Below are 22,143 nucleotides of genomic sequence, written 5' to 3' on the forward strand. Positions count from 1 at the left end.
AAACCGGAACAACGCGGATTTGTTGCCGGAAAAATGACTAAAACCTTTTATAAAATATTGAGTCTCAAACTGGTCATGTGCCAGTTCTGGGCACTTAACAGCCTTACAAGTCATTGATTTGTAAGGCTTTTTTATTTTCGCGAGTGTCGGTTTTTCATGCTTTTTAGCCCTTTTTCCCACTATTTACGACACTCAAATGACACTCGCAATGACACGCAGAATTGCAGGCACTCCACCGGAACACAACCGGAATCGAACCTTTAATTTTTTGCATCAAAAATGGGTTAAAAAGGCTTATTTGACACCCGGTTTGACACTCGCCATGACACTCACTTCTGGCAGTGAAACGCAAGCCTACATGGCAGTTCTGCCATTTTGTACAGGGTTGTTTTTAAAATTATTTTCAAGATTGTTGTTCCCGCTTTCTTTCACAAACTTTCACCGGATGGTGGCTGGCATTAGTTACCCTGTTTTTATTGTTGGCATGGCATACTCATTGGGCTTCTCTCCTGTAACCTTAAAAAATGAAAACCTATGAACATTGGAGAAAAGCTCAATAAGAAGGGAGATAAGATCTATTTCTTTTATGATTTAGGTCGCGACCCCGGACAGCGACCTTCTACCGGCGTATTTATATATGCCAATCCACAAAACCAGATCCAAAAGAACTTCAATAAAGAAGCGCTGAAGATACTGGAGACTAAAAAGAGCCAGTTAACTATAGAGCAGCAAGCGGTTGGTACACCGGTTATCCCCGCTCATAAGTTCAAGGCAAACTTTGTTGAGTATTTTGAGGAATACATCAAATTAAATAAACGAGAGGGCAACCGGCATCTGGCCTGCTGTCTTACCAAGTTTAAGGCTTATATCAAAAGTGATTTTATCTCACCGGTAGATATTACGGAGAACTTCTGTAAACGGTTCCGGCGGCATTTGCTGGATACACTAACCGGCGAAACCCCGGCTAACTATTATGCACGCTTCAAATGGGTGGTGAAAGCTGCTACTAAGGATGGATATTTCAGGAGTAACCCGACAGAGGATATTCCGGCGGTGCGTAATCCAAGCGCTGCGTTGAAGGAACACCTGGAATCAGAGGAATACGTTGCCTTACTTAACACGCCCTGTTTTAACCAGCAGGTGAAGCTGGCATTTTTGTTTAGCTGTTATACCGGGCTTAGATGGGTGGATGTAAAAAGGCTGGAATGGCAGGATTTACAAGGTGGCACATTAATTACAAGGATCATCCAGCAGAAAACAGGCAAGCCTGTGGTGCTTACCCTGCACCCTATAGCCCTTGCTATTCTGGAAGAGATAAAACAACTATCCCTGGGTAAAACTACTTCGACCAATAAAGTATTTAGCCTGCCTACGGCAAATGGAGCTAATAAGGTATTAGGAGAATGGATTAAACGGGCTGGTGTCAATAAATATGTAACATGGTCTTGTGCCCGGTTAAGTTTCTCTATTCTCTTAAAGGATAAGAATGTGGATGACGTTACTATTGCTTATCTGATGGGCCATACAACTACCAGACAGGTGCAGCAGACTTACAAAAGGCATAAACCCAAAGATCAGTCAGAGGCAATCAGTCACTTGCCTTCTTTTAATATTGCAAGTTTCCTTTAGGCTAAAACAACAGGGCTATTCGATTTTGAATAGCCCTGCTTTACTATGCAACTCTTAATTTGACCTGCGGGGTTGCAGCCTGCACTGCCGCCGTTTCACCAGACAACATCTTGTCTATATCTTCTTTCCTGTAATAACCACTATTGGTTTTGTAAACCCTATATTCTTCGCAGTTCTTTGCAAATTGCGTTCGGCCAAGGTTACAATAAATCAGCGCTTCTTCTGGTTTTAGGAAGGGTTTAAAACAGAGTGCAACTGCTCGCATGATTAGTAGATCGTCACGTTTTATCATACCGTATAGTTTAGTGTTGAAATTTTACCTTTCTATAAGAGTAAGGCTTAAGTTATTGGGTAAAGAGAACCACCACTACAGGTAATCCTGTGGTGGTAAGACAGGTTTTAGTGTTAGTCTTCATCCTCTTCGTCATCATCCTCGTCTTCCTCATTCTCATGGTAGTCGGAGATAATATCTTCGGCTTCATGGATGGCATCCCGCTGTTCTTTTTCGTATTCCACTTCAATAGTGATGTAACCATCCTCTTCATCAGTGCCAGTAATACTATTGGTGATATCGTTTTCCAGTAATACATCGGCTACCCGGATCAGCACATCTACAGGTACCTGTAATTCGCGTTTTGTAATAACTGTTTGCATAAAATAAATGGATTTAGAGGTTATGAAATGATTATTCTGAAAAGTTGAGTTCACGGAACTTTACCAGCGGCACCATAGCTGCCAGCGTAAAACGGCAGGCAATGAGGGCCGCTTTCCGTTTAAGCGTTAAACGAAAGCGGGTTTTGCCTTTCGGCTTAACGTTATAAACAATGCGGTCAAGGTTATGTATGATGTCTTTTACCAGCGCGGTGTAGGGATAATCAGCAGGTAGTTGCCGGTAAGGATGTGCCGCCGCCATATCAGCAAACGAATCCCGCAAAAGAACTAATGCCTCGTTAGGTATGGAAGGGATATTGCTTAAACGAAGCATGTTTTCCAGCAGGCAGCGCAACCGAAGGCTTACCCATTTTACTGGCTGTATGCCATAGGTTCCCCAATATTGGTCTGGGTTTTCAAATATAAATGTGTAGTTATTACTATCCAGGCATTCCTGCACCGCTTCAAGCAGCCGGGAATATACCTGCTGATAGGGCTGGTCTTGTTGCCTTACCAAATAATCTGGTTTATTTGCATCAGTTTTTGCTTCTTCCAGCAAAACTGCTGGCTCATTACCGGTTGAGGTGTTGGTGTCTGCATCAGCTAATGCCAATCCATTTCGTTTGTAAAATGCTAACTGCTTGCAGGTATCACTACAATATTTACGGGTGCTCCGTAAGGCTTGCATGGGTGTGCCACAGTATTGACAGGTAGTTGTCATTGATGTCAGTTTAACGGTAAACGGTCTTGTTAATAGTCGATGGCTTCATCCTGTGGAGCGCCTTTAACGTAATAATTGTAATCATCCAATATGCCGATGATGTTTTTTAAAGCTTTCTGGTATTTAGGGTTACCCTGTTGGTGGGTAATTTGCACCAGCAGGGTGCTTTCCTGCTCATTGATGCCTTCTACCTGCCAGTGTAGACGGTTATTGAACAGGATGCGAATGATGTCCAGTAAAACATCAATGGGAATAGTGTGTGAACTGGTTGTAGCGGGCTTATTAGCACTTTGCATGGTGATGCGTTTTTTAAGTTCTTAATCCATCAGCGAGATACCGGTTGCAGTATGATGGTTATCGCTAACAGCTTTGTGTTGGTCTTGTTGGTTCCGCTTCTTCCACTTCTTTACTTGTTTTTTCAGTCTTGCTTTTTCAGGGTCCTGGGCTTGCGGTGACGGGTGCTTTTGTGTATATAACCAATAAGCCAGCAGGCAGAGGCCCGCTATAACGATCAGCGGATGAGTCAATAACTTATGCCATGGTTGTAACGCCCCCTTTTCTGTGGGTAATATACCAGATAGGCGGTTTAACAGGTCCTGCGGAGCTATAGGCGTTTTGGGGGCTTTCTCCCTTGCCGCTGCTGGATCAGGTGGTACTTGTTTTGAGTCAGGTGTTGTTGTTGACATACAGGTTGGGTTTACCGGTAAACGGAGTTGATTTTTTACGTTTACCGTTCTGTATGCAAAGATGAGAATAGAAAGAAGGCTGGTATCCCCCTATAGGGATACCTATGTTTTAAAAATAGTTAGTAGGCTTCAAGTGAGGATACCGTTTAACGGTAATCTGTTTGTATTAACGGTAAGCAATAGCTGTTATTTCCTGATCCGTTTTTCATGCTGCCGGATATCTTCATCAATAAGGGCAACAGCACTGTCCAGGTGAAGATCTGTGAAGTAAGGGCGAATATATTGAAGGTCTGCCAACAACTGTGTGCCTGCTTTGTGATCGGGTATTTTAGCGTATTTCTTATAGATGTCTGAATTTTGCAGGCTGGTAAACTTTACTCCTGTCAGCAGGTGCGCCAGTCTTACTACATCACTGATATTGCCATTATCCCGGTGTTCTGTCTGGAACCCTGCTTTGAGCAGGTAATATAAGGTGAGCAATTGCCGGTAGCGGGTTGCCTCTTTATCCGGTTCTTCTGTAGCAGGTGCAGTTACAGTTTCTACGTCAAGCCCCTCCGGCTCCTTTTGCAGGTAAAGGAAATTAATGGCCCATTCCAGCATGTTTTGACAGAGTTGGAGAAATTGACTGATTTCATCTGCTGATAAAAATTGCTCCGCACCTGTTAAGCTGTTGAAGATCTCACTGGAATAAATCTCTTTCTGCGCCAGCACGGTATCGTAGTAAAAATAGGCATAAAAGCACTTGCTCACATAAGGCCTAAGGGTTTTGCCATAGCGTTTGAGTAATGCTAAATCTTTTGCTTTGTACTGATACCAGAATTGATCGCTATGAACACCCTCCTGCCGGGCCAATTGTACAAGACTTAACAGGTGTTCGGAAATTTCCAGTTGTTGCAATACGGTGTAGTGTTCCATTATTGCCTCGTAGTCATGCTGGAATTTTTGTGCCAGTGGGGCGGCAACATGGTTGCGGGGTGGGTTTAAGGGAGTTTCTTTCGTAGGCATACTACTAATATAATAAAAACCGGTAATAATTCTGCCTCCCTTATTTGCCGGGTAGCTTATCCCGGCTTGTTCTTCTCTTCCTCCTTTGTGAAGGACAAGAACACCTTTGTGGCTTTTACGATTGCAGGATCATTGGTATGCAGAAAATCGTTTACCGATACGTGGTTAACGTAAAACTGTACCAGTGCCTGCAAGGTACATTGGGTAATTTCCGTAAGAATATAGCTGTCGTGCGTGTGGTGCAGGGTAAGTCGCTTTTTCATATGGTTAATATTTATTGCCGGTTATTGTGTTTGTCCAGTTGCTGATACCATTCCTTGATCAGGGCTGTATAGCTTCTTGTATGATCTGCCTCGCTTATCAGCGCGATTGTCTGTTGGGTATAGTATATACATATCTCTCTTTTAACCTTATCCGGGATCGCCGTAATGTGAATTGTATGCGTATAGGCAGCAAACACCGATGTAGCTAAAGAATAAATATCTTCTTCCTCGTTTAATAAATATGAGACTATCAGGATATGATCTATCCAGAACTGGATAGCTTCCTGCTCATCCACTCCCATTTGTTTGCAAGCTATTTGGAATTTTACTGGCAGGAAAACCTCCATTGTTATGCTTGGCCCTGATCTATCGGGATTTCCAGAGGGGCGATTAGGCTGTTGTCTCATGTGTAGTTGTTATAGGGAATACAATTGGTTGGCCCTTATCCAGTTCTTGCAGCTTAGTCTGGTAAAGGGATTCGGCTACGGACATTAATTCCTTTATCCTGTCTATGAGGATAGCAACCTTTTCAGCAGGTACAGTATAATCTTCTTTATAACGGGCATCTGAATAAGCTTTGTTTAACAGGTTGAAAATTTCCGTTTCTTCCCTTGTCAATCGAGGGAAAATAACAGACGGCTCCATGCTGAAGTTGTCAATCAGGGCCAGTAAGCGGGAAAGATTATGGGTGGTAGACCGGTAGCCGGTGGTTCCTCTTAATATTGCCATACAGGTATGTTGTGCTGCCTGATGCAGGTTAAATACTGCCTGCTCCGGCCAGTTCTCCTGCTGGCAATCAGTGGCTGTCTTAAAAAACCGTTGGGCAGTAGTGAAACACCGGTTCCATTGAGTGGTAATCCGGTTTTTAATTTCTTCTTTCGTCGGTTCAACGGGCAGGTCCGCTGTCAATGGCTTTCCGCTACTGTAAACAGGTACGGCTTTACGGTAAACGGTAGTGTCAAAACAATAACCGGCAGGCAGCCCTTCCATAAATGCTACATACTTCTGCACCATACAGGTGATTTCACAGGGTAATGATGCCGCTTGCTGATCTATTAACTGGATAAGCTCGTATTCCGGTCGTTTTTCTGTCTCTGTGGTTAGGATTAGCAAGTCGAACGTTGTCGGGTATATCGTTTCCCGGTAACCTTCCCCCGGCCAGAAGCAACTCCAATCCTGCATAATGGTAGTACGGGTGCCCAAGCACCAGATCAGTTCCGGTTGCAGAACAAGCAGAATTTTCTCTATCAGCTTTGCCAGTTGTATGACCTGCTGCTTGGAAAGATGGGGTAAATGTGTGCGCATAGGTACTTTTTTAGGTTGTTCAGAGGGCGGTTTAACGATAAACGGGAAGGGTTAACGTAAAAACGGTATTTCCCCACTCGCTTTGCACAGCAAGAACACCGCCCAAAGCCTGTGCATATTGCACACTTAGAAACAGCCCTAGCCCAGTGCCTGCCAGGCCATTGTCTAACCTCTCGTATGGCATAAATAAACGGGAGGCTTTTTCCGGTGGGATTTCCATGCCCTGATTGATAACCTGTAGATAGATCACGTCACTTTCCAGGCAGCATTTCACGGTAATAACAGTGCCGGGATAGCTGTACTTAAGAGCATTGGAGAGCAGGTTTTGCAGTATCTGCCCCAGCTTTACAGGGTCTGTAGTAACCTGTGCATTTTCCAGCGGGGGATGCAGTATCAGGCAAATATCCTTTTGTTGCAGGGCCGCAGTCCTTTCTTGTTGGCGAATGATCGGTGTTATCCATGACCTGAAATCAATCTGGCAGTAGGCAGGTGTAATATCCAGTTTACCGTTATGAAATTTTACGGTAGCAAGCATATTGTCCAATATATGTAAGGTATCAAGGGTTGTGGTTTCCAACGCCTGAAAGAATGCTTCCGACTTGCTGCCTTCGCGAATATACCGGCAGACCTGGACAGTACCGGCTACTTGTGTGCGTAGTTCATGGGCAAACATACCGAGGAACAGCTCTATTGTCTGTAGGGCGCTTTCTTGAGCTAAAGCAGCCGGTGGCAATGGGATAATAGTATTATCTTCAAATGAGATTGGCATAACTGGCTAGTTTAATGGTGTTAAGGGAGATAGTTGTCCATAACAGCTCCGGTAGCGTATTGCACCACTGGCGGCTGTTTGATACCTGATTCGTGTGGTAAATTACCATCCCCGGCAACCGTACCCCACTAAGCAAGCCTGTGCGTTAACAAAAATTAGTTGTATTTTACCGGATAGTTAACCGGGAATAACCCTTGGTATCTCACCAGCCCGGATGAAGTAGGATACCAAATTATTAGTTTTCAATATCTTTGTGACTATGACAATTACCAGTATGCCTGAAAAAGTACACCAAGGACGCGCGGTAAAACGCCTTAGAGAAATCCTGCATGTTAAACAGGATGTATTGGCTGATGCCCTCAATATCAGCCAGCAGAGTGTTTCTTTATTGGAAACCAAAGAAACCATTGAACCGGAGCAGTTGGAGTTGATTGCTAAGACATTGAATGTGCCTGTAGATGCAATTAAAAACTTTAACGAAGAGGCTCAGATTTATAACATTCAGCATAACTATGAGGGCGCCAATCCTCATGCAACAAGTGTAGCAGTTAGCAATCATTATTGCGTTTTCAACCCACTTGATAAGTGGCTTGAAACTTTGGAGGAGAATAAAAAACTTACCGCCGCCCTTCTGAAAGAAAAGGATGAAAAGATTGCCTTGTTGGAGAAGCTATTGGGAGAAAAGAAGAAATAACGCAGAAATTTAATATTTTTATTTAAGCCATCTCACTTTGTAGATGGCTTTTTGTATTATATATATACATTATGATGCAGTAAGTAATCAAATAATACCCAAGCGAAAGTTTGATCCATTATAATAAATGAGTGCCACCATAACATTAGCAAAACAGCAAGCAACCGCTATTATCCAGCATGTAAACGATGCTGAAAAGGGCAAGGGCTTCTTATATCGCTGCGTTGGTTGTGATAAAGAAATGATTGTTGTGAAAGGTGCTACAAGAAAAAGAGAATGGCATTTCAGACATGCAGTAGACTCCAATTGTACAGGTGGCCGAGACACGGCTTTGCATGATTATGCGGTACAGGTAATAATGAGTAACGATGATGAGGTAACTATCTCAAATAAACTCAAAATTGGATATTCAAATCCTCGTAAGGAAGTTTCATTTCATGGAAAGCGATCAGATGTCACAGTATTACATGAAAATAATGATGTACACTTTGAGATTTTTGTTACTCATGACTTAGATCGGAAGAAGATTGATATATACAAAACAAATAAGATCAAGTGTGTGCGTATTGACTTATCAGACCCATATTTATTGACTGCTTCACCAGAGTTAATTAAAGATCTTCTACTAAATCAGTATGAAAATAAAACTGTCGTTTATTGGCTTGATGAAGCGACATTGGAACCAAAGAGCGAAGAAGCGAATATTATTAATACCGTTCTTTGGCTATTGACAATAGTAGGAGTAGGCTATTTGTTAAGGAATTTTTTCAGAAAAAAGCAAAGGTAAAATTAATACAATTCAAAAGATGCAATTTGTAAAGCGTTCCGTTTTTGGCTTTTTTGATGGCACCAAAAAATCGTTCATTATTCCAGTATATCAGCGGGCTTATGCTTGGAAAGAAAAAGAATGGTCGACATTCTTGAATGATCTAAAAGAGCAGATACAGGGAGATAGCAACTATTTCTTTGGCAATATCTTATTGGAAACAATTGAGCAGGATAGAGTATTTGATGTAATTGATGGCCAGCAAAGATTGACGACACTGACAATATTTGTTCGCTCTCTTATTAATATATTGAAAGAAAGAATTGCAGTTGGTGAAACTATAGATATATCTATTGCTGAAAAAGAAGCGACTTTTTTAAAGAATGGCGGCACAATTAAACTCAGGCCAGTAGATTATGATAGGTCGTGTTATGATGCTTTAATAATTGAAAACAAAGAAAAATTTGAAATAGCATCTCCTTCTCAGGAAAATATAAGGGACGCTCGAGCATGGTTCATCAAAGAATTACGAAAGATGCCGACAGAGGATATTTTGAAAATTCTTGATAAAATTGAAAAAACTGCAATAACAAGTATCGAATTTGAGGGTAAAAAGGACGCTGCTTTGATGTTTGAATTGCAGAATAATAGGGGTAAAGATTTAACAAATATGGAGAGGTTAAAATCCTACTTCATGTATCAGCTTTATGTTTACAGCAAACAGGAAGAAGCAGATATGAATATTGAGTATGTTGCAAACCTTTTCAAGGCAATTTATGGACTTATTAATGATATAAAGGGTTTGGATGAAGATAGTATTCTACTCTACCACTGTCATACTTATGTTAAAGGTTTTGATTATAGAAACATTGAAGATATAAAGGCGGAATTCAAAAAATCTTCCAATAGGGTAACATGGATAAATACGTTTGTTGAAGAGCTTCATACTACATTTTCAAATATGAAAAAATTAGAAAACAGCAAGGATATTTATTACTCTCTTTTAAAACGATTAAAGGCACCCGCATTTGTCTATCCCTTTCTGATAAAAGGATATAAATATTTTGGAGATGACACAAGTAAACTGAGTGATTTGTTTAAAGTTCTAGAAATTCTTGTTTTTAGATATGCAGTTATCAGAAGTGGAGCCACGATTGAGAGCAGATTAAACCAAATATTACATCAATATACCGGTTCAAATACTGAATTGCGTAATAATTTGAAAACAAAGCTAAATCAAGAACATCACTGGAGCGATGAAAGATTTAAAAGCACATTGGATGGATACATGTATTCAACACCGATAGTGAATTACTTGCTTTGGCGTTATGAAGCCAGTATACAAAGTAAAGGATATGTATTAGGCTCAATTATATTAGATGATGAACAGATTGAGCATATCTCACCCCAAAAACCACCGATCGATCAGACATTGGCGAGTGGCTATAAAGTGAACTCGATCAATGAGTATTCAGAAGATTTTTTAAAAGACTACCTTAATTCTTTGGGTAACTTAATGCTTATCTCAGGCAATCATAACAGATCAATCGGGAACATCCCATTTAAAGAAAAACTTTCTTCCTACAATAAGAACCCACTTCTAAACCAGCAAGGTGAAATTAAGAATTTTGTGAGTGGAGATACTGATACTCCTTTATGGGATATGAAAGCAATTGATAAAAGACATTCAGTTATATTGAGTTTTGCCATATTTAATTGGAGCTTTTAGGATATATAAATATAATTCAAACATTTTTAATGCTATACATTATGAAGATTTCAACCCCGGACATTAACGATTATAATGATATTTAGATTGCGAAGTGAATGTTTGATAACATCTCAGCATTTGAATGGTATGATTATGTAAGCTATGCTTTTGATAAAGCTCTTTTCCTATGATGAAAAGAGTTTTCTCAGTCAAATAAAATTTAAAGCCCGTTTAAGATAAAAATGTTAATCTGTTATAGACGATAGCAATATAAGCAGAACGTGTAAGTAATAAATAGACTTTATTGCTCTTAACCATTCATTATTTTATATAATAGAAATCTGTGAATATCCATAAATTTTGATTACATGATTGTTGGTCTTGTAAAATGGTTTGATAAAGAAAAGGGATTTGGCATAGTTCAATCCGTATCAGGCGAGCAGGCTTTTATACATAAAAGCGAATTTGTGATAATGCCTGAAAAAATATTGGTGGCTACAGCATTAGTATATGAAATCAAGCATGGCCGCCAGGGAAGATTGGAGGCCGCAAAAGCCCAACCACCATCCTCATTTGAAGACTGGAGACTTATAATGGAATTATTAGGGAAAGAAGATACAGTTAAAATAGAGGTTGATATAACCGTTAGGAAGAGATATGGCGGCACTTTCCGAAAAAAGGAACTAAAATCTTACGGAATAAAAACATTTGCCGCACATCAGCTTCTACGAACAAAATCAAAAGAAGATATAATTAGCATTATCACTAAGTATTTCAAGAAGTTTATTTTTGAAAAAGCTCCTCATTTATTTTATGAATATGCAATATTGGTTCATAATAAAATAAAGGGGCTGGCATTACCTGATGAAAAAATCATACTAAAGGAAATATTTTCATTTTTCAATGAGAATAAAAATAGTTTAATGCTATTCCAGGCATGGTCAAATAACAATCCGGCTATTTTGTATTTTGAGCCGGAGAACGAATTTTATCTTGATCACATATTCGGATTGGAGAAAAAAGAAGTTGAATTTCCTGTTAAAGAACTAACTGTTTCTTTTTTTAGAGAAATATCTCCTCTGATTAAACAGGAACATATACAAAGAGTTAAAGCATTAGAGATTGGCGACGTCGCGTTATTTGAAATTTTTTCTATTAGGTCTGAACTTTTTATAGATAATCAGCAATTAGACGAGTATTTGTTTCTTACTAAAATTATTGATAGCATTTCTAACGAAGAATTAAAGACGAAATGCAATTTGATATTAGCAACCTATCGAAATCTGATACCACATATCACAGAGGATAAATTGCTGTTTGAAATATGTAATAGATTCCCAGCTAATGAAACTTGTAAATCTGTGATCATGTCGTGGCATCATCAAAGCAGTTCACTGACTATAATACTATTTAAGAAATTTAAAGAAGTGGGATATCCATTCGACAATATTGAAGAGAGTTTCTATTCTAAATTTATTGATACAGCGCCATTAGTTGAATTGAAAACGCTCCTTAATATTTATAGTTCAAAGTATCTTATTTCCCGTTTGATTGAGAAAATAGACTTTTCTAAGGATGAGCCTCTTCATCAGCTAAAGGACTTAGAGAATTTAACAGATCATTCTTCTTTGCTGGAAGATAAAATTAGGCACCTGTTGACAGATATAATGGCTGATTTCAGTTATTTCAAACTGAAAAAAACTGCTTCATTAATACACCATATAGGGAAAGATTTTTTTTCTCATGAATTACTAAATGCAATTGAACAGGTATCTGTTGAGCAGTTGCCTGCAGCATTAGCGGGTTATTCGAACAATGAAAAGATTTCAAGCTTCTACGTCTTTTCCAATATGCTGGATGCATTTCGGCATTCAAAAGAATGTTTATTTACTGTTACAGCCATAGATAAACAAGAAGGCATATTTGAAGAATTTGTATTGAAAAATGCAATGCCTGCTGTAATCATTAGGGCGTGGGAACAAGATTATATCCCATCTTTCATTCCGTATCTAAGATCTCAATTAAATGAATTTACCGATGAGCATTTATCGAACATTTTTGAAAAGGATAAATTGGAAAAGGAGTTGGTAAATGAAATATTAGAGATACGATTAAAAAGTGGAACAAAAGTAGAGTGGATATTGCAGATGGCACATCTTCATCTTGATTCAGGGCTCTTCCATAAATTTGATAAAGCTGTATTTCAGAAAATAGGCAAAGAAGAATATTTCGATCTTTGGAAAAAAGGTATAGGGAAAATATTTCCTAAAGATTCAATTGTAAAACTAATTACAGAGAATAGTCAAGAAATATACAACATCCATAACTGGATTAGAGATAATATTTGTAGTGCAACGGATATAGGGAATGTTTTGCTCGAGATTACAAATAGCATTATTGAGGTTTTGGATAGAAAGGATTTTTATATAAAGATGAGATGTATAAAATGCTTGGTTGATTTAGATATAAATTACAAAAAGAAAATAGGCGAAAATAATCGGCAGTTTGACAATCTTATTTTGTGGTTTTTAGAATTGAATGAGGAATTTGATCTCGCCTTATTGCAGAGGAAATTTATTTACTTTAGCCCAGCCGACCAGATTAAGATTATCAAGAGACTATTTTATTTAAAGCATCAAAGGAAGATTAGTTTTTCTATAATTGAATTGGATGCTATTGTAAGAGCAGATTTAGACCTTTTTCTTGCCAATCAAAAGTTTAACGAGGATTTTGTGCTCGACGTATCTACAAGTCTTGTTATTGAACTAATCAAGAACTATCAGTCGCAAGGTCGCTTTCTTGCTGATAGTGAACTGTTGAAGATAGTATTACATGATATTGGTAGAGAACGAAGAAAAAAGTTTAAAATCGAAAAGTATTTTGAAGAATGTCTTGGCAGGATGAATGCTGAGTGGGATTGGAAGACCAATGGAACAATCTTTAAACAGCAAAATGGAAACAATACATTTTTTGTTATAGAATTTGATTATGATTCCAATTTGGTAAATGAGGTTAAAAATATTCCGGGCAGGCGGTATGATAGTAACACAAAGAAATGGATTATACCATCTTCGTCAGAAGGCCAGGTGCTTTCTTTTGGTAAAAAAAATCGTTTCTTCTTCAATTATGGTGCAAATAATTATTCAAACAATCCACACCTTGCAAATTTTAAAAGAGATGAAGTTCCCAATGGGATAAAATTTTGTGAAGGAAGAATTGCAAATAGCCAAGATGCCATGTTACTCCGTGGCTTCTGGTGGTGTGCAAATCAAAAATGCTTTCAGAATTGCGAAACTGAGCATTTAAGTCCTGAGAGTGATTACAACAGCCTTACCCTATTAGACCTTCTAAAGATATTTGAGATCAATGTTGATGAGAATAGTAATTATGGTTTTTTCCCTCATGGGAAATATTATCAGTTAATAAGTCAAATAAATAGGTTTAACCGCTTACTTGAAAAATTATATTGTCATGAATGTGATGAAATATTATTTCCGGTTCAATCATCAAATTTTGCAGCATATACTGTAGTAAGATTTTCTTGCAACAACAACAATTGCAAACAACATGGTCAAGAGGTATATTTAAATCATTGTCTGGACGGCAAATGCAATAGTATAATTGATAGTCGAATTTCTAAGAAGTGTGAAAATGGTCTTTATATATGTAATTGCTGTGGTGGTTGCTGTTCACATGACATGTTAAACCGGAGGCTGAACAATTTAAGAACAACCGGAGGTTCCATTCACCCCAATCTAGTTGATTGTGTTAATGGGCAGAAAGGACATAAAGAAAAGAACGAATACTTTTGTTACAACTGTTCTGAACTAATGACGGAGGTAATTGACGATATTACTGGTGGCACCCATTTTTTTATGTGTCTTAATTGCAATGTTGAATATCACCCCTCATCTGCTATTAAACGACCACATTTGCACCTTCGACGTGCCAATTACCCCAAAATACGCTTAAGTCAAATAAGAGGCAATAGAAACAATCAGAATCCTCAAAGTGATTATCCTGATTTTGACCTCTAAGACCAAAATCAGGATAAAAAATAAGCAGTACACTTTCCAATCATATGTTCGGATTAAAATCATATTGATTGGATTCAAATAGCAGCGAATTAATTACAATATCCCTTTTTCTATTAAAATTTTCAACATTTTCCCGGAGTCCGATTTGCTGAATTTTTCGGCTTTGGTTTTGTAAATTGGTTGATTGATCTTCCAATTTTTCATTCCCTGATAAATCACGTTAATGTCAGTAGTCCTTTTATCTGTTGCAACCTTTAAAACCGTATTGTACAGCTCTATCTTGTCTGTTTCTTTATTGATAAAAGGGTGCTCATAAATGCTGAGCATGTTATTTACTGCCTGTACAAACTCCTTGTTTTCTGGTGCCGATAGTTTGTTCAATACTTGTTTACTGTATTTTGGATTGACAATATACACCTCCTTGTTATTGGTAAGCTTTTTTGAAATAAGATAGGGATTACTCTTTAAGGCATCCTTTAGCTCGTAACTGTATGTTCCAAAATTGGAATTAATAAAATCATACTGTTTTGAAAAAATAGGCTGTAGATAATTGGTATTGAACACATTTTTCTGCAAACCTACATCTCCGTAGGTAACACCAAGCTTGTTTTTCATGCAAGCGACCATTATTGCTATTTCCCAATCAATATTCTGAATGTTATTAACAGCTTGGGCGGCACGTCTTTCAAAGGGTTCTACCTCCAGATTATCCCAGTCTAAAGAGCTGGATTTCAACTCGATTGTTTTTTCATTAGGTTTTTCAGTCGTATATTCCGTCAGCTTGCGCTCAAACATTTGAAGCAACAATGATTCGAAAAGCTGCTCGATAGCTTGTTGGCTAGCAATGATGTTTTCTTTTAATTGCTGGATTTTGGCAAATTGCCTTTCTACTTCCGCTACAATGCGTTTTTGCTCAGAAAGTGGAGGAAGAGGAAAAACAAAATTCGAAAGGTTATTTACACCTAATTCATGCTGTTTTGTACTTTTTGCTCCTTTTGAATTTTCCACTTGCTTCTGTCCATATTTTGAGTTGATAAAATAACAAATGAATAATTGGTTAATTGAACTAGTCACTTTCAATATATGCGAATCAAAAATGTATCCGCTAACTTCTTGCCCAGCTAACGCACTTCTGCCAATTGTTCCATCACCTGTCGAATTTACTAGAACATCGTTTTGCCTGACTTTAAATTCATCGGATATTTCTTTAAACCAATCATTATCAATTGCTTTACAATATTGCAAATCAACGTCATACCACCTAACACACTTTTGATTAAGCATTTTTTTTATACCAAAATCTGAATATTTGGGTCCTTTCCCTCTTTTAATATCACTAATTTCCCCCAATCTGCACCATACCCAATTTTTTGGAATTTCAAAAGGGACATCCTCTCGTTTAATAAAAGGCATTGCTCTCTCTTTCTTCCCAAATTCGGCTTTCTCAATCTGTAGGCGTTGGAGTAATTTGCAGGCGGGTTCATCTTTCAAATCTTGCTTTACCAATTTGCCTTGCATCGCCTCTTCCAAAATAGCCTGGCTTAGTTGGTCAAGGAGGGAGCGCTGTTTTTGGTATTGAATTTTGAGTAATCCAATTTTATTACTTTGTTTTTTCAACTCCTCTACCGCACCGTGCTGATCTTCGATTTCAGGAACTTTAAGCTCCTGACTGTAAAATCTATCAGCTTGCAAACGAATTCTGTTGGTAGTTCCATCACTTGCCTTTTTGCATATATCATCAAAAAAAGGAGTATTTGTAAGCCAAAGGAAATACTCCTTGGAAACAATACTTTCGTCTATGTCAAAATGCCAAAAGTCATTTGTAACTACTGCACCATCCAGATCATCAGGGATTATTCCAAATGCACCGTTTCTCGCGTCGATTCCTGAAAGGATAAATTGCCCAGCTTTCACTCTCGACATTTTATTAGCTAAAATTCTTGAACCACTTTCCTTTCTCCTTAATTGAACACCTTTATGATACAATTTTATAGTAATAAGATTATACTCCTTATTCTTTTCAATTGGAATTAAATCTTTAACGCGGATCAAAAAATCACCAACTCTTATTTTCTTCCATTTCATATTGATGCTGTTTTGAGTTCTTCAACAATTGAAATAGACTTTTGAAATGAGCTTTTAAGCTCGTTCAATATTTCATTTCTGTCAAGTTTTACTTCTTTAATCTTTGTATTGGGATTTTTAATATCTAGATCGTAATTGCGATCAATGATAGCTTGAATCGGTACTTTCCAAGCCACATCGTTTTCAATCCTCATCTTCCACCAAGCTTTTAATGGTTCAAATTCTTCTATGCGTATCGGCTTGGTTTTGCTATAAGCTTTTGCCCCTTCGGGCAAAGTGTGTTCGTAATACCAAACTTCTTTGGTTGGCTTACCCTTTTCAAAGAAAATTAGGTTGGTATTTACAGTTGCATAGGGCGCAAAAACCGATTGGGGCAACCGCACAATAGTATGCACATTGCAATCTTCCAATAGCTTTTGCCTTACCCGTTGTTTTACTCCATCACCGGTTAAACTGCCATCAGGCAATACAATACCTGCGCGTCCACCCTCTTTTAGCAACTGGATAAATAACATCAAAAACAGGTCAGCACTTTCTTTAGTGCGAAAACTCAGTGGAAAATTGGTTTCCATTCCATCACCTACCACACCACCGAAAGGGGGATTGGCCAAAATAATATCCATCCGATCCTTTTGCCTAATGGAGTTATATTCCCGGCTCAGCGAATCTCCGTTTTCGATCTGAGGTACTTCAATGTCGTGAGTAATCAGATTTATCACACTTAGCATAAAAGCCAAAGGCTTCAATTCCGTTCCCGTAACGGTGTTTTGTAAAGTTTGTTTATCCTCCACATTCCTTACCTGTTTCTTCAAGTGTTCAATGGCACAAACTAAAAAGCCAGCAGTACCACATGCCGGATCTGCAATTTTTTCACCTAGTTTAGGGTTCACCATGTCCACAATAAATTGTGTTACAGCTCTCGGGGTATAAAATTCGCCAGTGTCTTTCTTGGCGGCCAATCCCTGAAGTATTTCCTCATAAATTAGATTAAAGACGTGATGCTCCTTACTGCTATTGAAGTCTATTTCGTTTAGTTTATTAATCGCCTGGCGGAACGTAGTTCCGCTTTTCATATAGTTGTTGGTCCCTTCAAATATTTGCCTGATAATGATGCCCAACTTATCATCCGTGCCTACCTTGAGATTCTTGAGCGCAGGAAATAAATGATTGTTGACAAAATTGATGAGCTCATCTCCTGTCATACCTTCATCGTTCTCTGCCCAGTTACGGTATTGGAAAGCAGCTGGGATCGGCGATTTATATTTTCTATCTAGGATTTCTTTTTCCTTGTCTTTATCGTCAAAAAGTTTCAAAAATATCATCCAGCCCAATTGTTCAATGCGTTGTGCATCTCCACTCAAGCCCGGGTCTTTACGGAAAACATCCCTGATTGATTTTATTATACCTCCAATATTGCTCATTTATTATGCTATTTTATACAATTCGTTTTCTAATTCTTTAATGGCATTTTCATATTCCTCGCGGCTTCCAAATGCTTTTATTATCTCGGTAACAGAACCATATTCACTGATGGGCGGAACGGTCAGAATCTGAATATCCTCAATGTTTTCAATACCCTGGTCTGCATACTTATCGAGTAATGCTTCCAGTACTTTTCTTACCTGATCGCCATACTTAGTAAAGTAGTTCCTCTTTTTTACGCTGTTGGCCCGTTCTTTTCTAGTCAAAGGCGGGTGGTCATAAGCAACGTGGCAGATTAAATCAAACAAATCCACTTGCTTGTCAACAGCTTCGTAAAGTGCTTCCACCATTACGCCCTGTTCCACTAACTCTGCAATGATGGCTTCTTTGCGGTCTGAACGTTGCCATTTATTGAGAAAATCATCTATCGAAGCAAACTGCCCTTTAATGATTTCTTTAGTGTGGTCTTTTAGACTTGTTGTAATGGGTTTACCATGCTGATCAAAATACAATTCACGACTAATCAGTACAGAAACATCCACACCATTCACATAAAATTTTTGCCTAGGTTCATTTACTGTCATTGGTGGAAAATCAACTTCTGGATAGCGAAACTCAGGAAGCACCATTTCAATCTCTTCACCTGTTTCTATGTCTATGATGGGATCTTTGTTGTCCTCCTCTTCGTCAATAATGCTATCTAAGTCAGTATCTGGAGCAACAGGTTTTATCCGGATTGGATCTCCATCAAATTGAGGGTCGGCAAAAAGATCAGTGGCGTTTCTGAAATCTAAAATCGTGAAATACAATTTGCCGTATTCTTCATTGATGCGTGTGCCTCTCCCAATGATTTGCTTGAACTTCGTCATTGAGGTGATGTTGGAATCCAATACGATGACCTTACAAGTCTGGGCATCCACTCCCGTCGTCATTAGCTCGGAAGTGGTTGCAATAACAGGATACCTTTCTTCTGGATTGATGAAATTATCCAGTTCCCTTTTCCCTGCATCATTATCGCCAGTAATTTGCATGATGTACTTATAATTCCCGGCAACCAGATCAGAGTTGTGCCTGGCTAACGCAGTTCTCATTCTTTCTGCATGGTCAATATCTACACAAAACACGATGGTCTTGGCAAAACGGTCATATCCATTTAAAAACTCGGTTAGCTTTCTAGCAACTAAATCCGTTCTTTCTTCTATCACTAAATTTTTATCAAAGTCCTTTCTATTGTAAATGCGATCTTCAATCTCGTTTCCGTCCTTGTCTGTTTTTCCTTGTTCCGGTCGCCACCCCTCAGTATCAATATTCAAGGCAACCCTAATAACGCGATAGGGAGCTAAAAAACCATCATTAATCCCCTGACGCAAAGAATAAGTGTAAACAGGGTCACCAAAGTATTCAGTATTGCTTGTTTCTGTTGTTTCTTTAGGCGTAGCAGTTAAACCTATGTGCGTTGCATTTTGAAAGTAAGTCAAAATTTCCCTCCAATTGCTGTCGTCTTTGGCACTTCCTCTATGGCACTCATCGACTACAATCAAGTCAAAAAAATCCCTTGAAAACTGTTTGTAAGCATTGGCAGCTTCGTTCGTTCCTGAAAGTCCCTGATAAAGGGCTAAGTAAATTTCAAAACTCTTGTCAATCTGCCTGTGTTTGACCACTGTCATCTTATCCTTGAAATGCTTAAAATCGCCTCTGCGTGTTTGGTCAATTAAGGCGTTTCGGTCGGCCAAAAACAGGATACGCTTTTTGGCTCCACTTTTCCAAAGCCTGTGAATGATTTGAAAAGCGGTATAGGTCTTGCCAGTGCCAGTAGCCATGACGAGCAAAATTCTATTTTGCCCATTAGCAATTGCCTCAATAGTCCTGTTTACAGCAATTTGTTGGTAATATCTTGGTTTACGGCTTGTTCCGTCAAAATAATAATCTTGCGAAACGATTTTCTCCGCTTCGGGTGTTTTAATCCCTTTATACTTTTTATATTTCTGCCAAAGTTGCTCCGGAGTGGGGAAGTTGTCTAAACCGATTTCTGTTTCAACATTTCCATCTATCGCCGTGCGGTCATGAAACAAAAAACCGTCCCCATTGCTGCTGAAAACACAAGGAATGTCCAGTATTTTTGCATAATCTAAGGCTTGTTGTATGCCTGCTCTTACTGAATGATTGTTATCCTTGGCTTCAATAATGGCAATCGGAATATTAGGCTTATAATATAGAATATAGTCGGCTCGCTTTCTAGCTCCCCTTGCTGTGATTTTACCTCTAACATAAATCCTTCCATCAGTAAATGAGACTTCTTCCAATACCTGTAAATGTGTATCCCATCCAGCATTTTCCAAGGCAGGGGTGATAAACTTAGTGCAGATGTCTCTTTCTGATAAAGTCTTTCTGTTCATGATATTGTCACAGCTTTATTTGTTTTAGTTGTCTAAAGGTCTCACGTTCTACTTTGTCAAAACTGGGTAGATCCTTTATCTGTTCACTCATTGAGCTTTTCCACCTGCCTTTGTACTGGGGTAGTCTTTCAGCCAGTTTCTTGTGAAAGTCGTTGGGGTTTAATCCTTTGCTAGCGCATTTTCTACTAAATTCTTCCAGGTAAAATGCCGCATCCATTCCATGTTCCACTAATAAATACCAGATGTCATAAAAATCCCTAGCAGCCATACGCTGCATTACAGAACGTAACTTTTCAATCAAAACTTCTTCTAAGGGATAGCATAGAAGTTCGTAATCTTCTAAATCACTATAATCAATGAAAACAGGCTTTAAGATGGGTTCAAATTCTAGTTTCTCAGTTCTCGATATGTCCACTTTCACCCTTTTATTATTGCCTTGCCCGCCCAATGGCCCTATATAGCTGATGTAAAAGTTTATTCCGCCATCCTCGTGTTCATTATTGTCGACTATATCAAGGGGAATATTTGTTTCATCTCTAATGTATTCAAAAGCTTCTTTAAACCATTCAAATATCTGTGCATTGGAAATGTTGTTGTCCAGCAATGTAAAATCAAGATCTTCCGAAAACCGGTAATCTGCAAAATAAGTTTTCTTTAATACGGTGCCTCCCTTGAACACGATGCTTTTTGAAAGTAAATCATGTTGTGATACACCCTTTAGTATCCAGGAAAGGACATAATCTTTCTCTATTTGCTGATCTCGGACTCCGACTTCTCTTGCTTTTTGCTGAATTTCTCCGGGCTTAATCATGTGTAGATAGCTGATTTAATTGTTTCTGTTTCCAGATTTTGATGAATGCTCCATCTGCTTATCATTTTCCCAGATTTAGGTAATTCTGTATCCAATAATATATAAGAGGCCGTTTTTTCTTTTAATAATTTCTCAATGATGGGGTTGTCAATGTTTAATAGTTCTAAAAGAAATCCAAGCCGCTTAATCACTGCCTGTGACTTAAACTTCGTTACATATTCTAATAACTTCTCAAATTTAATTCGATTGGCAGAGATGCTGATTGCCCTTGCAATCTCAACAATTCCCCCTGCATAGTCCGGCTTGAAAAGACAATCAATAATTGTCTTTTCAAGATCAGAGCATTGTACTTTATGGAAATTGTCGATCCAAATCTTTTTCATGCCGAAAAAGTGATCCGGATTGTGATATATAAACTGGAAGGGAATGTTTTTAATTGTGATTACAGAAGGTCTGAGTTGCTTAGAAACAACAATTTGTTCTTTCAACGATGGTTGTGTAATAAGATTATGAATTTGCAGCGCTGAATAGTAACCGATATAATGTTGGGCATCTTTTACTATGAATTCCGGTATTAGGTGCCAGTCGGGCATAAATGATTCGGCATCCTGTTCATAAGGTATTATATAATAAACTCCCTCTTTTAGGCGCATTAAAAGCCCCCTCTTGGTCATATCGCTTAGTAATTCCTTTACCGCACTTTCACTGGATTCTGGCAAAGCCTTAAACGCCTCTCCGTAACCAAAGCAAAACCGGTCCTTTTCATTAAAATAGGACAAGAGCTCGTTTGATTGAGTAGAGATGTACTTATGCTTCATAGTCAACTGGTCAGGTTAAACCTGACTGCAATGATATGAAAAATAATACAATTTTATAGAGTATAGGTGTAAGACATTGTGCTTTCGTAGTTGATTAGTCAGGTCAAGCCTGACTAATCAACTACGAAACGTAATCTTGATATTTAATGATTTAAGGAAACGAATCAACCCTAGTGAAATGGTCGGGAATGCCACTAACATTAACACAGGCTCTTATTTATATTGTCAGAGTAAACATTGGAAGGTTAAGGATGCACTTTAAAGTGTAATATTCGCCCCCTTATACAAAGCTTTTATTTGGCAAATTCACCCTAAATATTTTATCTTCACTTTGACAGGTGAAAAAGGGCAAAAAAGTGTGAACAACAGGCACA

The 22,143-nt window shown here is 38.5% G+C and carries 21 protein-coding genes; 6 read left to right on the forward strand and 15 right to left on the reverse strand.

Translation table 11 applies throughout. The features are described 5' to 3' along the window. Positions 1-208 precede the first annotated feature (208 nt). A complete protein-coding gene (locus tag K1Y79_RS04165) occupies positions 209-538 on the forward strand; it encodes a hypothetical protein (protein ID WP_220248741.1) in 330 nt (109 codons plus the stop codon). After that, positions 535-1,629, forward strand: coding sequence for a site-specific integrase (locus K1Y79_RS04170; RefSeq protein WP_220248742.1), 1,095 nt, complete (start codon positions 535-537; stop codon positions 1,627-1,629). Before K1Y79_RS04165 ends, K1Y79_RS04170 begins: the two co-directional genes overlap by 4 nt. A gap of 43 nt (positions 1,630-1,672) precedes the next feature. On the opposite strand, the gene K1Y79_RS04175 is transcribed toward K1Y79_RS04170, so the two are convergent. The 10 genes from K1Y79_RS04175 to K1Y79_RS04220 all read right to left on the reverse strand — a co-directional run bounded on the left by K1Y79_RS04175 (position 1,673) and on the right by K1Y79_RS04220 (position 7,029). Next, entirely contained in the window at positions 1,673-1,921 is a 249-nt protein-coding gene (locus tag K1Y79_RS04175; RefSeq protein WP_220248743.1) for a hypothetical protein, read from the reverse strand. A 113-nt stretch (positions 1,922-2,034) separates the two neighbouring features. Then, positions 2,035-2,283, reverse strand: coding sequence for a hypothetical protein (locus K1Y79_RS04180; RefSeq protein WP_220248744.1), 249 nt, complete (start codon positions 2,281-2,283; stop codon positions 2,035-2,037). 31 nt (positions 2,284-2,314) lie between these two features. Continuing rightward, a complete protein-coding gene (locus K1Y79_RS04185) occupies positions 2,315-3,001 on the reverse strand; it encodes a hypothetical protein (protein ID WP_220248745.1) in 687 nt (228 codons plus the stop codon). A gap of 29 nt (positions 3,002-3,030) precedes the next feature. Beyond that, the gene (locus K1Y79_RS04190; RefSeq protein WP_220248746.1) at positions 3,031-3,297 is read right to left on the reverse strand and encodes a hypothetical protein; all 267 of its coding nucleotides are present in this window, start codon (positions 3,295-3,297) and stop codon (positions 3,031-3,033) included. 21 nt (positions 3,298-3,318) lie between these two features. Further along, positions 3,319-3,687, reverse strand: a complete 369-nt coding sequence (locus K1Y79_RS04195) for a hypothetical protein (protein WP_220248747.1) — start codon at positions 3,685-3,687, stop codon at positions 3,319-3,321. A 186-nt stretch (positions 3,688-3,873) separates the two neighbouring features. After that, complete coding sequence (locus K1Y79_RS04200; RefSeq protein WP_220248748.1) at positions 3,874-4,692, reverse strand: hypothetical protein; 819 nt, start codon at positions 4,690-4,692, stop codon at positions 3,874-3,876. 56 nt (positions 4,693-4,748) lie between these two features. Next, on the reverse strand, positions 4,749-4,955 hold the full coding sequence (locus K1Y79_RS04205) for a hypothetical protein (RefSeq protein ID WP_220248749.1): 207 nt from the start codon (positions 4,953-4,955) through the stop codon (positions 4,749-4,751). Positions 4,956-4,966: 11 nt separating this feature from the next. Further along, a complete protein-coding gene (locus K1Y79_RS04210; protein WP_220248750.1) occupies positions 4,967-5,251 on the reverse strand; it encodes a hypothetical protein in 285 nt (94 codons plus the stop codon). 94 nt (positions 5,252-5,345) lie between these two features. Further along, the gene (locus K1Y79_RS04215; protein WP_220248751.1) at positions 5,346-6,260 is read right to left on the reverse strand and encodes a HEPN domain-containing protein; all 915 of its coding nucleotides are present in this window, start codon (positions 6,258-6,260) and stop codon (positions 5,346-5,348) included. 31 nt (positions 6,261-6,291) lie between these two features. After that, entirely contained in the window at positions 6,292-7,029 is a 738-nt protein-coding gene (locus K1Y79_RS04220) for a sensor histidine kinase (RefSeq protein WP_220248752.1), read from the reverse strand. A gap of 259 nt (positions 7,030-7,288) precedes the next feature. Here K1Y79_RS04220 and K1Y79_RS04225 point away from each other — a divergent pair, with 259 nt between their 5' ends. The 4 genes from K1Y79_RS04225 to K1Y79_RS04240 all read left to right on the forward strand — a co-directional run bounded on the left by K1Y79_RS04225 (position 7,289) and on the right by K1Y79_RS04240 (position 14,237). Next, entirely contained in the window at positions 7,289-7,723 is a 435-nt protein-coding gene (locus tag K1Y79_RS04225; RefSeq protein ID WP_236059476.1) for a helix-turn-helix transcriptional regulator, read from the forward strand. Positions 7,724-7,850: 127 nt separating this feature from the next. After that, the gene (locus K1Y79_RS04230) at positions 7,851-8,510 is read left to right on the forward strand and encodes a hypothetical protein (RefSeq protein ID WP_220248753.1); all 660 of its coding nucleotides are present in this window, start codon (positions 7,851-7,853) and stop codon (positions 8,508-8,510) included. Positions 8,511-8,529: 19 nt separating this feature from the next. Next, entirely contained in the window at positions 8,530-10,218 is a 1,689-nt protein-coding gene (locus tag K1Y79_RS04235) for a DUF262 domain-containing protein (RefSeq protein WP_220248754.1), read from the forward strand. A 350-nt stretch (positions 10,219-10,568) separates the two neighbouring features. Next, positions 10,569-14,237, forward strand: coding sequence for a cold shock domain-containing protein (locus K1Y79_RS04240; RefSeq protein WP_220248755.1), 3,669 nt, complete (start codon positions 10,569-10,571; stop codon positions 14,235-14,237). Positions 14,238-14,330: 93 nt separating this feature from the next. Here the strand turns inward: K1Y79_RS04240 and K1Y79_RS04245 are convergent, their stop codons facing one another. Genes K1Y79_RS04245 through K1Y79_RS04265 form a run of 5 tightly spaced genes read right to left on the reverse strand, consistent with a single transcriptional unit; the run spans position 14,331 to position 21,769 of the window. Then, on the reverse strand, positions 14,331-16,322 hold the full coding sequence (locus K1Y79_RS04245) for a restriction endonuclease subunit S (RefSeq protein ID WP_220248756.1): 1,992 nt from the start codon (positions 16,320-16,322) through the stop codon (positions 14,331-14,333). Continuing rightward, a complete protein-coding gene (locus K1Y79_RS04250; RefSeq protein ID WP_220248757.1) occupies positions 16,319-17,743 on the reverse strand; it encodes a class I SAM-dependent DNA methyltransferase in 1,425 nt (474 codons plus the stop codon). Before K1Y79_RS04250 ends, K1Y79_RS04245 begins: the two co-directional genes overlap by 4 nt. Positions 17,744-17,746: 3 nt before the next feature. Continuing rightward, the gene (gene hsdR, locus K1Y79_RS04255; RefSeq protein ID WP_220248758.1) at positions 17,747-20,140 is read right to left on the reverse strand and encodes an EcoAI/FtnUII family type I restriction enzme subunit R; all 2,394 of its coding nucleotides are present in this window, start codon (positions 20,138-20,140) and stop codon (positions 17,747-17,749) included. Between the two features lie 7 nt (positions 20,141-20,147). Further along, the gene (locus K1Y79_RS04260; protein ID WP_220248759.1) at positions 20,148-20,951 is read right to left on the reverse strand and encodes a nucleotidyl transferase AbiEii/AbiGii toxin family protein; all 804 of its coding nucleotides are present in this window, start codon (positions 20,949-20,951) and stop codon (positions 20,148-20,150) included. Next, positions 20,948-21,769 (reverse strand): type IV toxin-antitoxin system AbiEi family antitoxin domain-containing protein, encoded by an 822-nt coding sequence (locus K1Y79_RS04265; protein WP_220248760.1) that lies wholly within the window; start codon positions 21,767-21,769, stop codon positions 20,948-20,950. The genes K1Y79_RS04260 and K1Y79_RS04265 overlap by 4 nt, the downstream gene beginning before the upstream one ends. Positions 21,770-22,143 lie beyond the last annotated feature (374 nt).

This window comes from Chitinophaga rhizophila, from assembly GCF_019492185.1.
In the GTDB taxonomy this organism is placed as follows: Bacteria; Bacteroidota; Bacteroidia; order Chitinophagales; family Chitinophagaceae; genus Chitinophaga; species Chitinophaga rhizophila.

Coding starts and splice junctions, on each gene's coding strand:
- K1Y79_RS04190 (WP_220248746.1), bottom strand. CDS start 3,297: ATGCAAAGTGCTAATAAGCCCGCTACAACCAGTTCACACACTATTCCC.
- K1Y79_RS04180 (WP_220248744.1), bottom strand. CDS start 2,283: ATGCAAACAGTTATTACAAAACGCGAATTACAGGTACCTGTAGATGTG.
- K1Y79_RS04215 (WP_220248751.1), bottom strand. CDS start 6,260: ATGCGCACACATTTACCCCATCTTTCCAAGCAGCAGGTCATACAACTG.
- K1Y79_RS04235 (WP_220248754.1), top strand. CDS start 8,530: ATGCAATTTGTAAAGCGTTCCGTTTTTGGCTTTTTTGATGGCACCAAA.
- K1Y79_RS04175 (WP_220248743.1), bottom strand. CDS start 1,921: ATGATAAAACGTGACGATCTACTAATCATGCGAGCAGTTGCACTCTGT.
- K1Y79_RS04230 (WP_220248753.1), top strand. CDS start 7,851: ATGAGTGCCACCATAACATTAGCAAAACAGCAAGCAACCGCTATTATC.
- K1Y79_RS04170 (WP_220248742.1), top strand. CDS start 535: ATGAACATTGGAGAAAAGCTCAATAAGAAGGGAGATAAGATCTATTTC.
- K1Y79_RS04225 (WP_236059476.1), top strand. CDS start 7,289: ATGACAATTACCAGTATGCCTGAAAAAGTACACCAAGGACGCGCGGTA.
- K1Y79_RS04265 (WP_220248760.1), bottom strand. CDS start 21,769: ATGAAGCATAAGTACATCTCTACTCAATCAAACGAGCTCTTGTCCTAT.
- K1Y79_RS04250 (WP_220248757.1), bottom strand. CDS start 17,743: ATGAGCAATATTGGAGGTATAATAAAATCAATCAGGGATGTTTTCCGT.
- K1Y79_RS04165 (WP_220248741.1), top strand. CDS start 209: ATGACACGCAGAATTGCAGGCACTCCACCGGAACACAACCGGAATCGA.
- K1Y79_RS04220 (WP_220248752.1), bottom strand. CDS start 7,029: ATGCCAATCTCATTTGAAGATAATACTATTATCCCATTGCCACCGGCT.
- K1Y79_RS04185 (WP_220248745.1), bottom strand. CDS start 3,001: ATGACAACTACCTGTCAATACTGTGGCACACCCATGCAAGCCTTACGG.
- K1Y79_RS04260 (WP_220248759.1), bottom strand. CDS start 20,951: ATGATTAAGCCCGGAGAAATTCAGCAAAAAGCAAGAGAAGTCGGAGTC.
- K1Y79_RS04195 (WP_220248747.1), bottom strand. CDS start 3,687: ATGTCAACAACAACACCTGACTCAAAACAAGTACCACCTGATCCAGCA.
- K1Y79_RS04205 (WP_220248749.1), bottom strand. CDS start 4,955: ATGAAAAAGCGACTTACCCTGCACCACACGCACGACAGCTATATTCTT.
- K1Y79_RS04240 (WP_220248755.1), top strand. CDS start 10,569: ATGATTGTTGGTCTTGTAAAATGGTTTGATAAAGAAAAGGGATTTGGC.
- K1Y79_RS04245 (WP_220248756.1), bottom strand. CDS start 16,322: ATGAAATGGAAGAAAATAAGAGTTGGTGATTTTTTGATCCGCGTTAAA.
- K1Y79_RS04200 (WP_220248748.1), bottom strand. CDS start 4,692: ATGCCTACGAAAGAAACTCCCTTAAACCCACCCCGCAACCATGTTGCC.
- hsdR (WP_220248758.1), bottom strand. CDS start 20,140: ATGAACAGAAAGACTTTATCAGAAAGAGACATCTGCACTAAGTTTATC.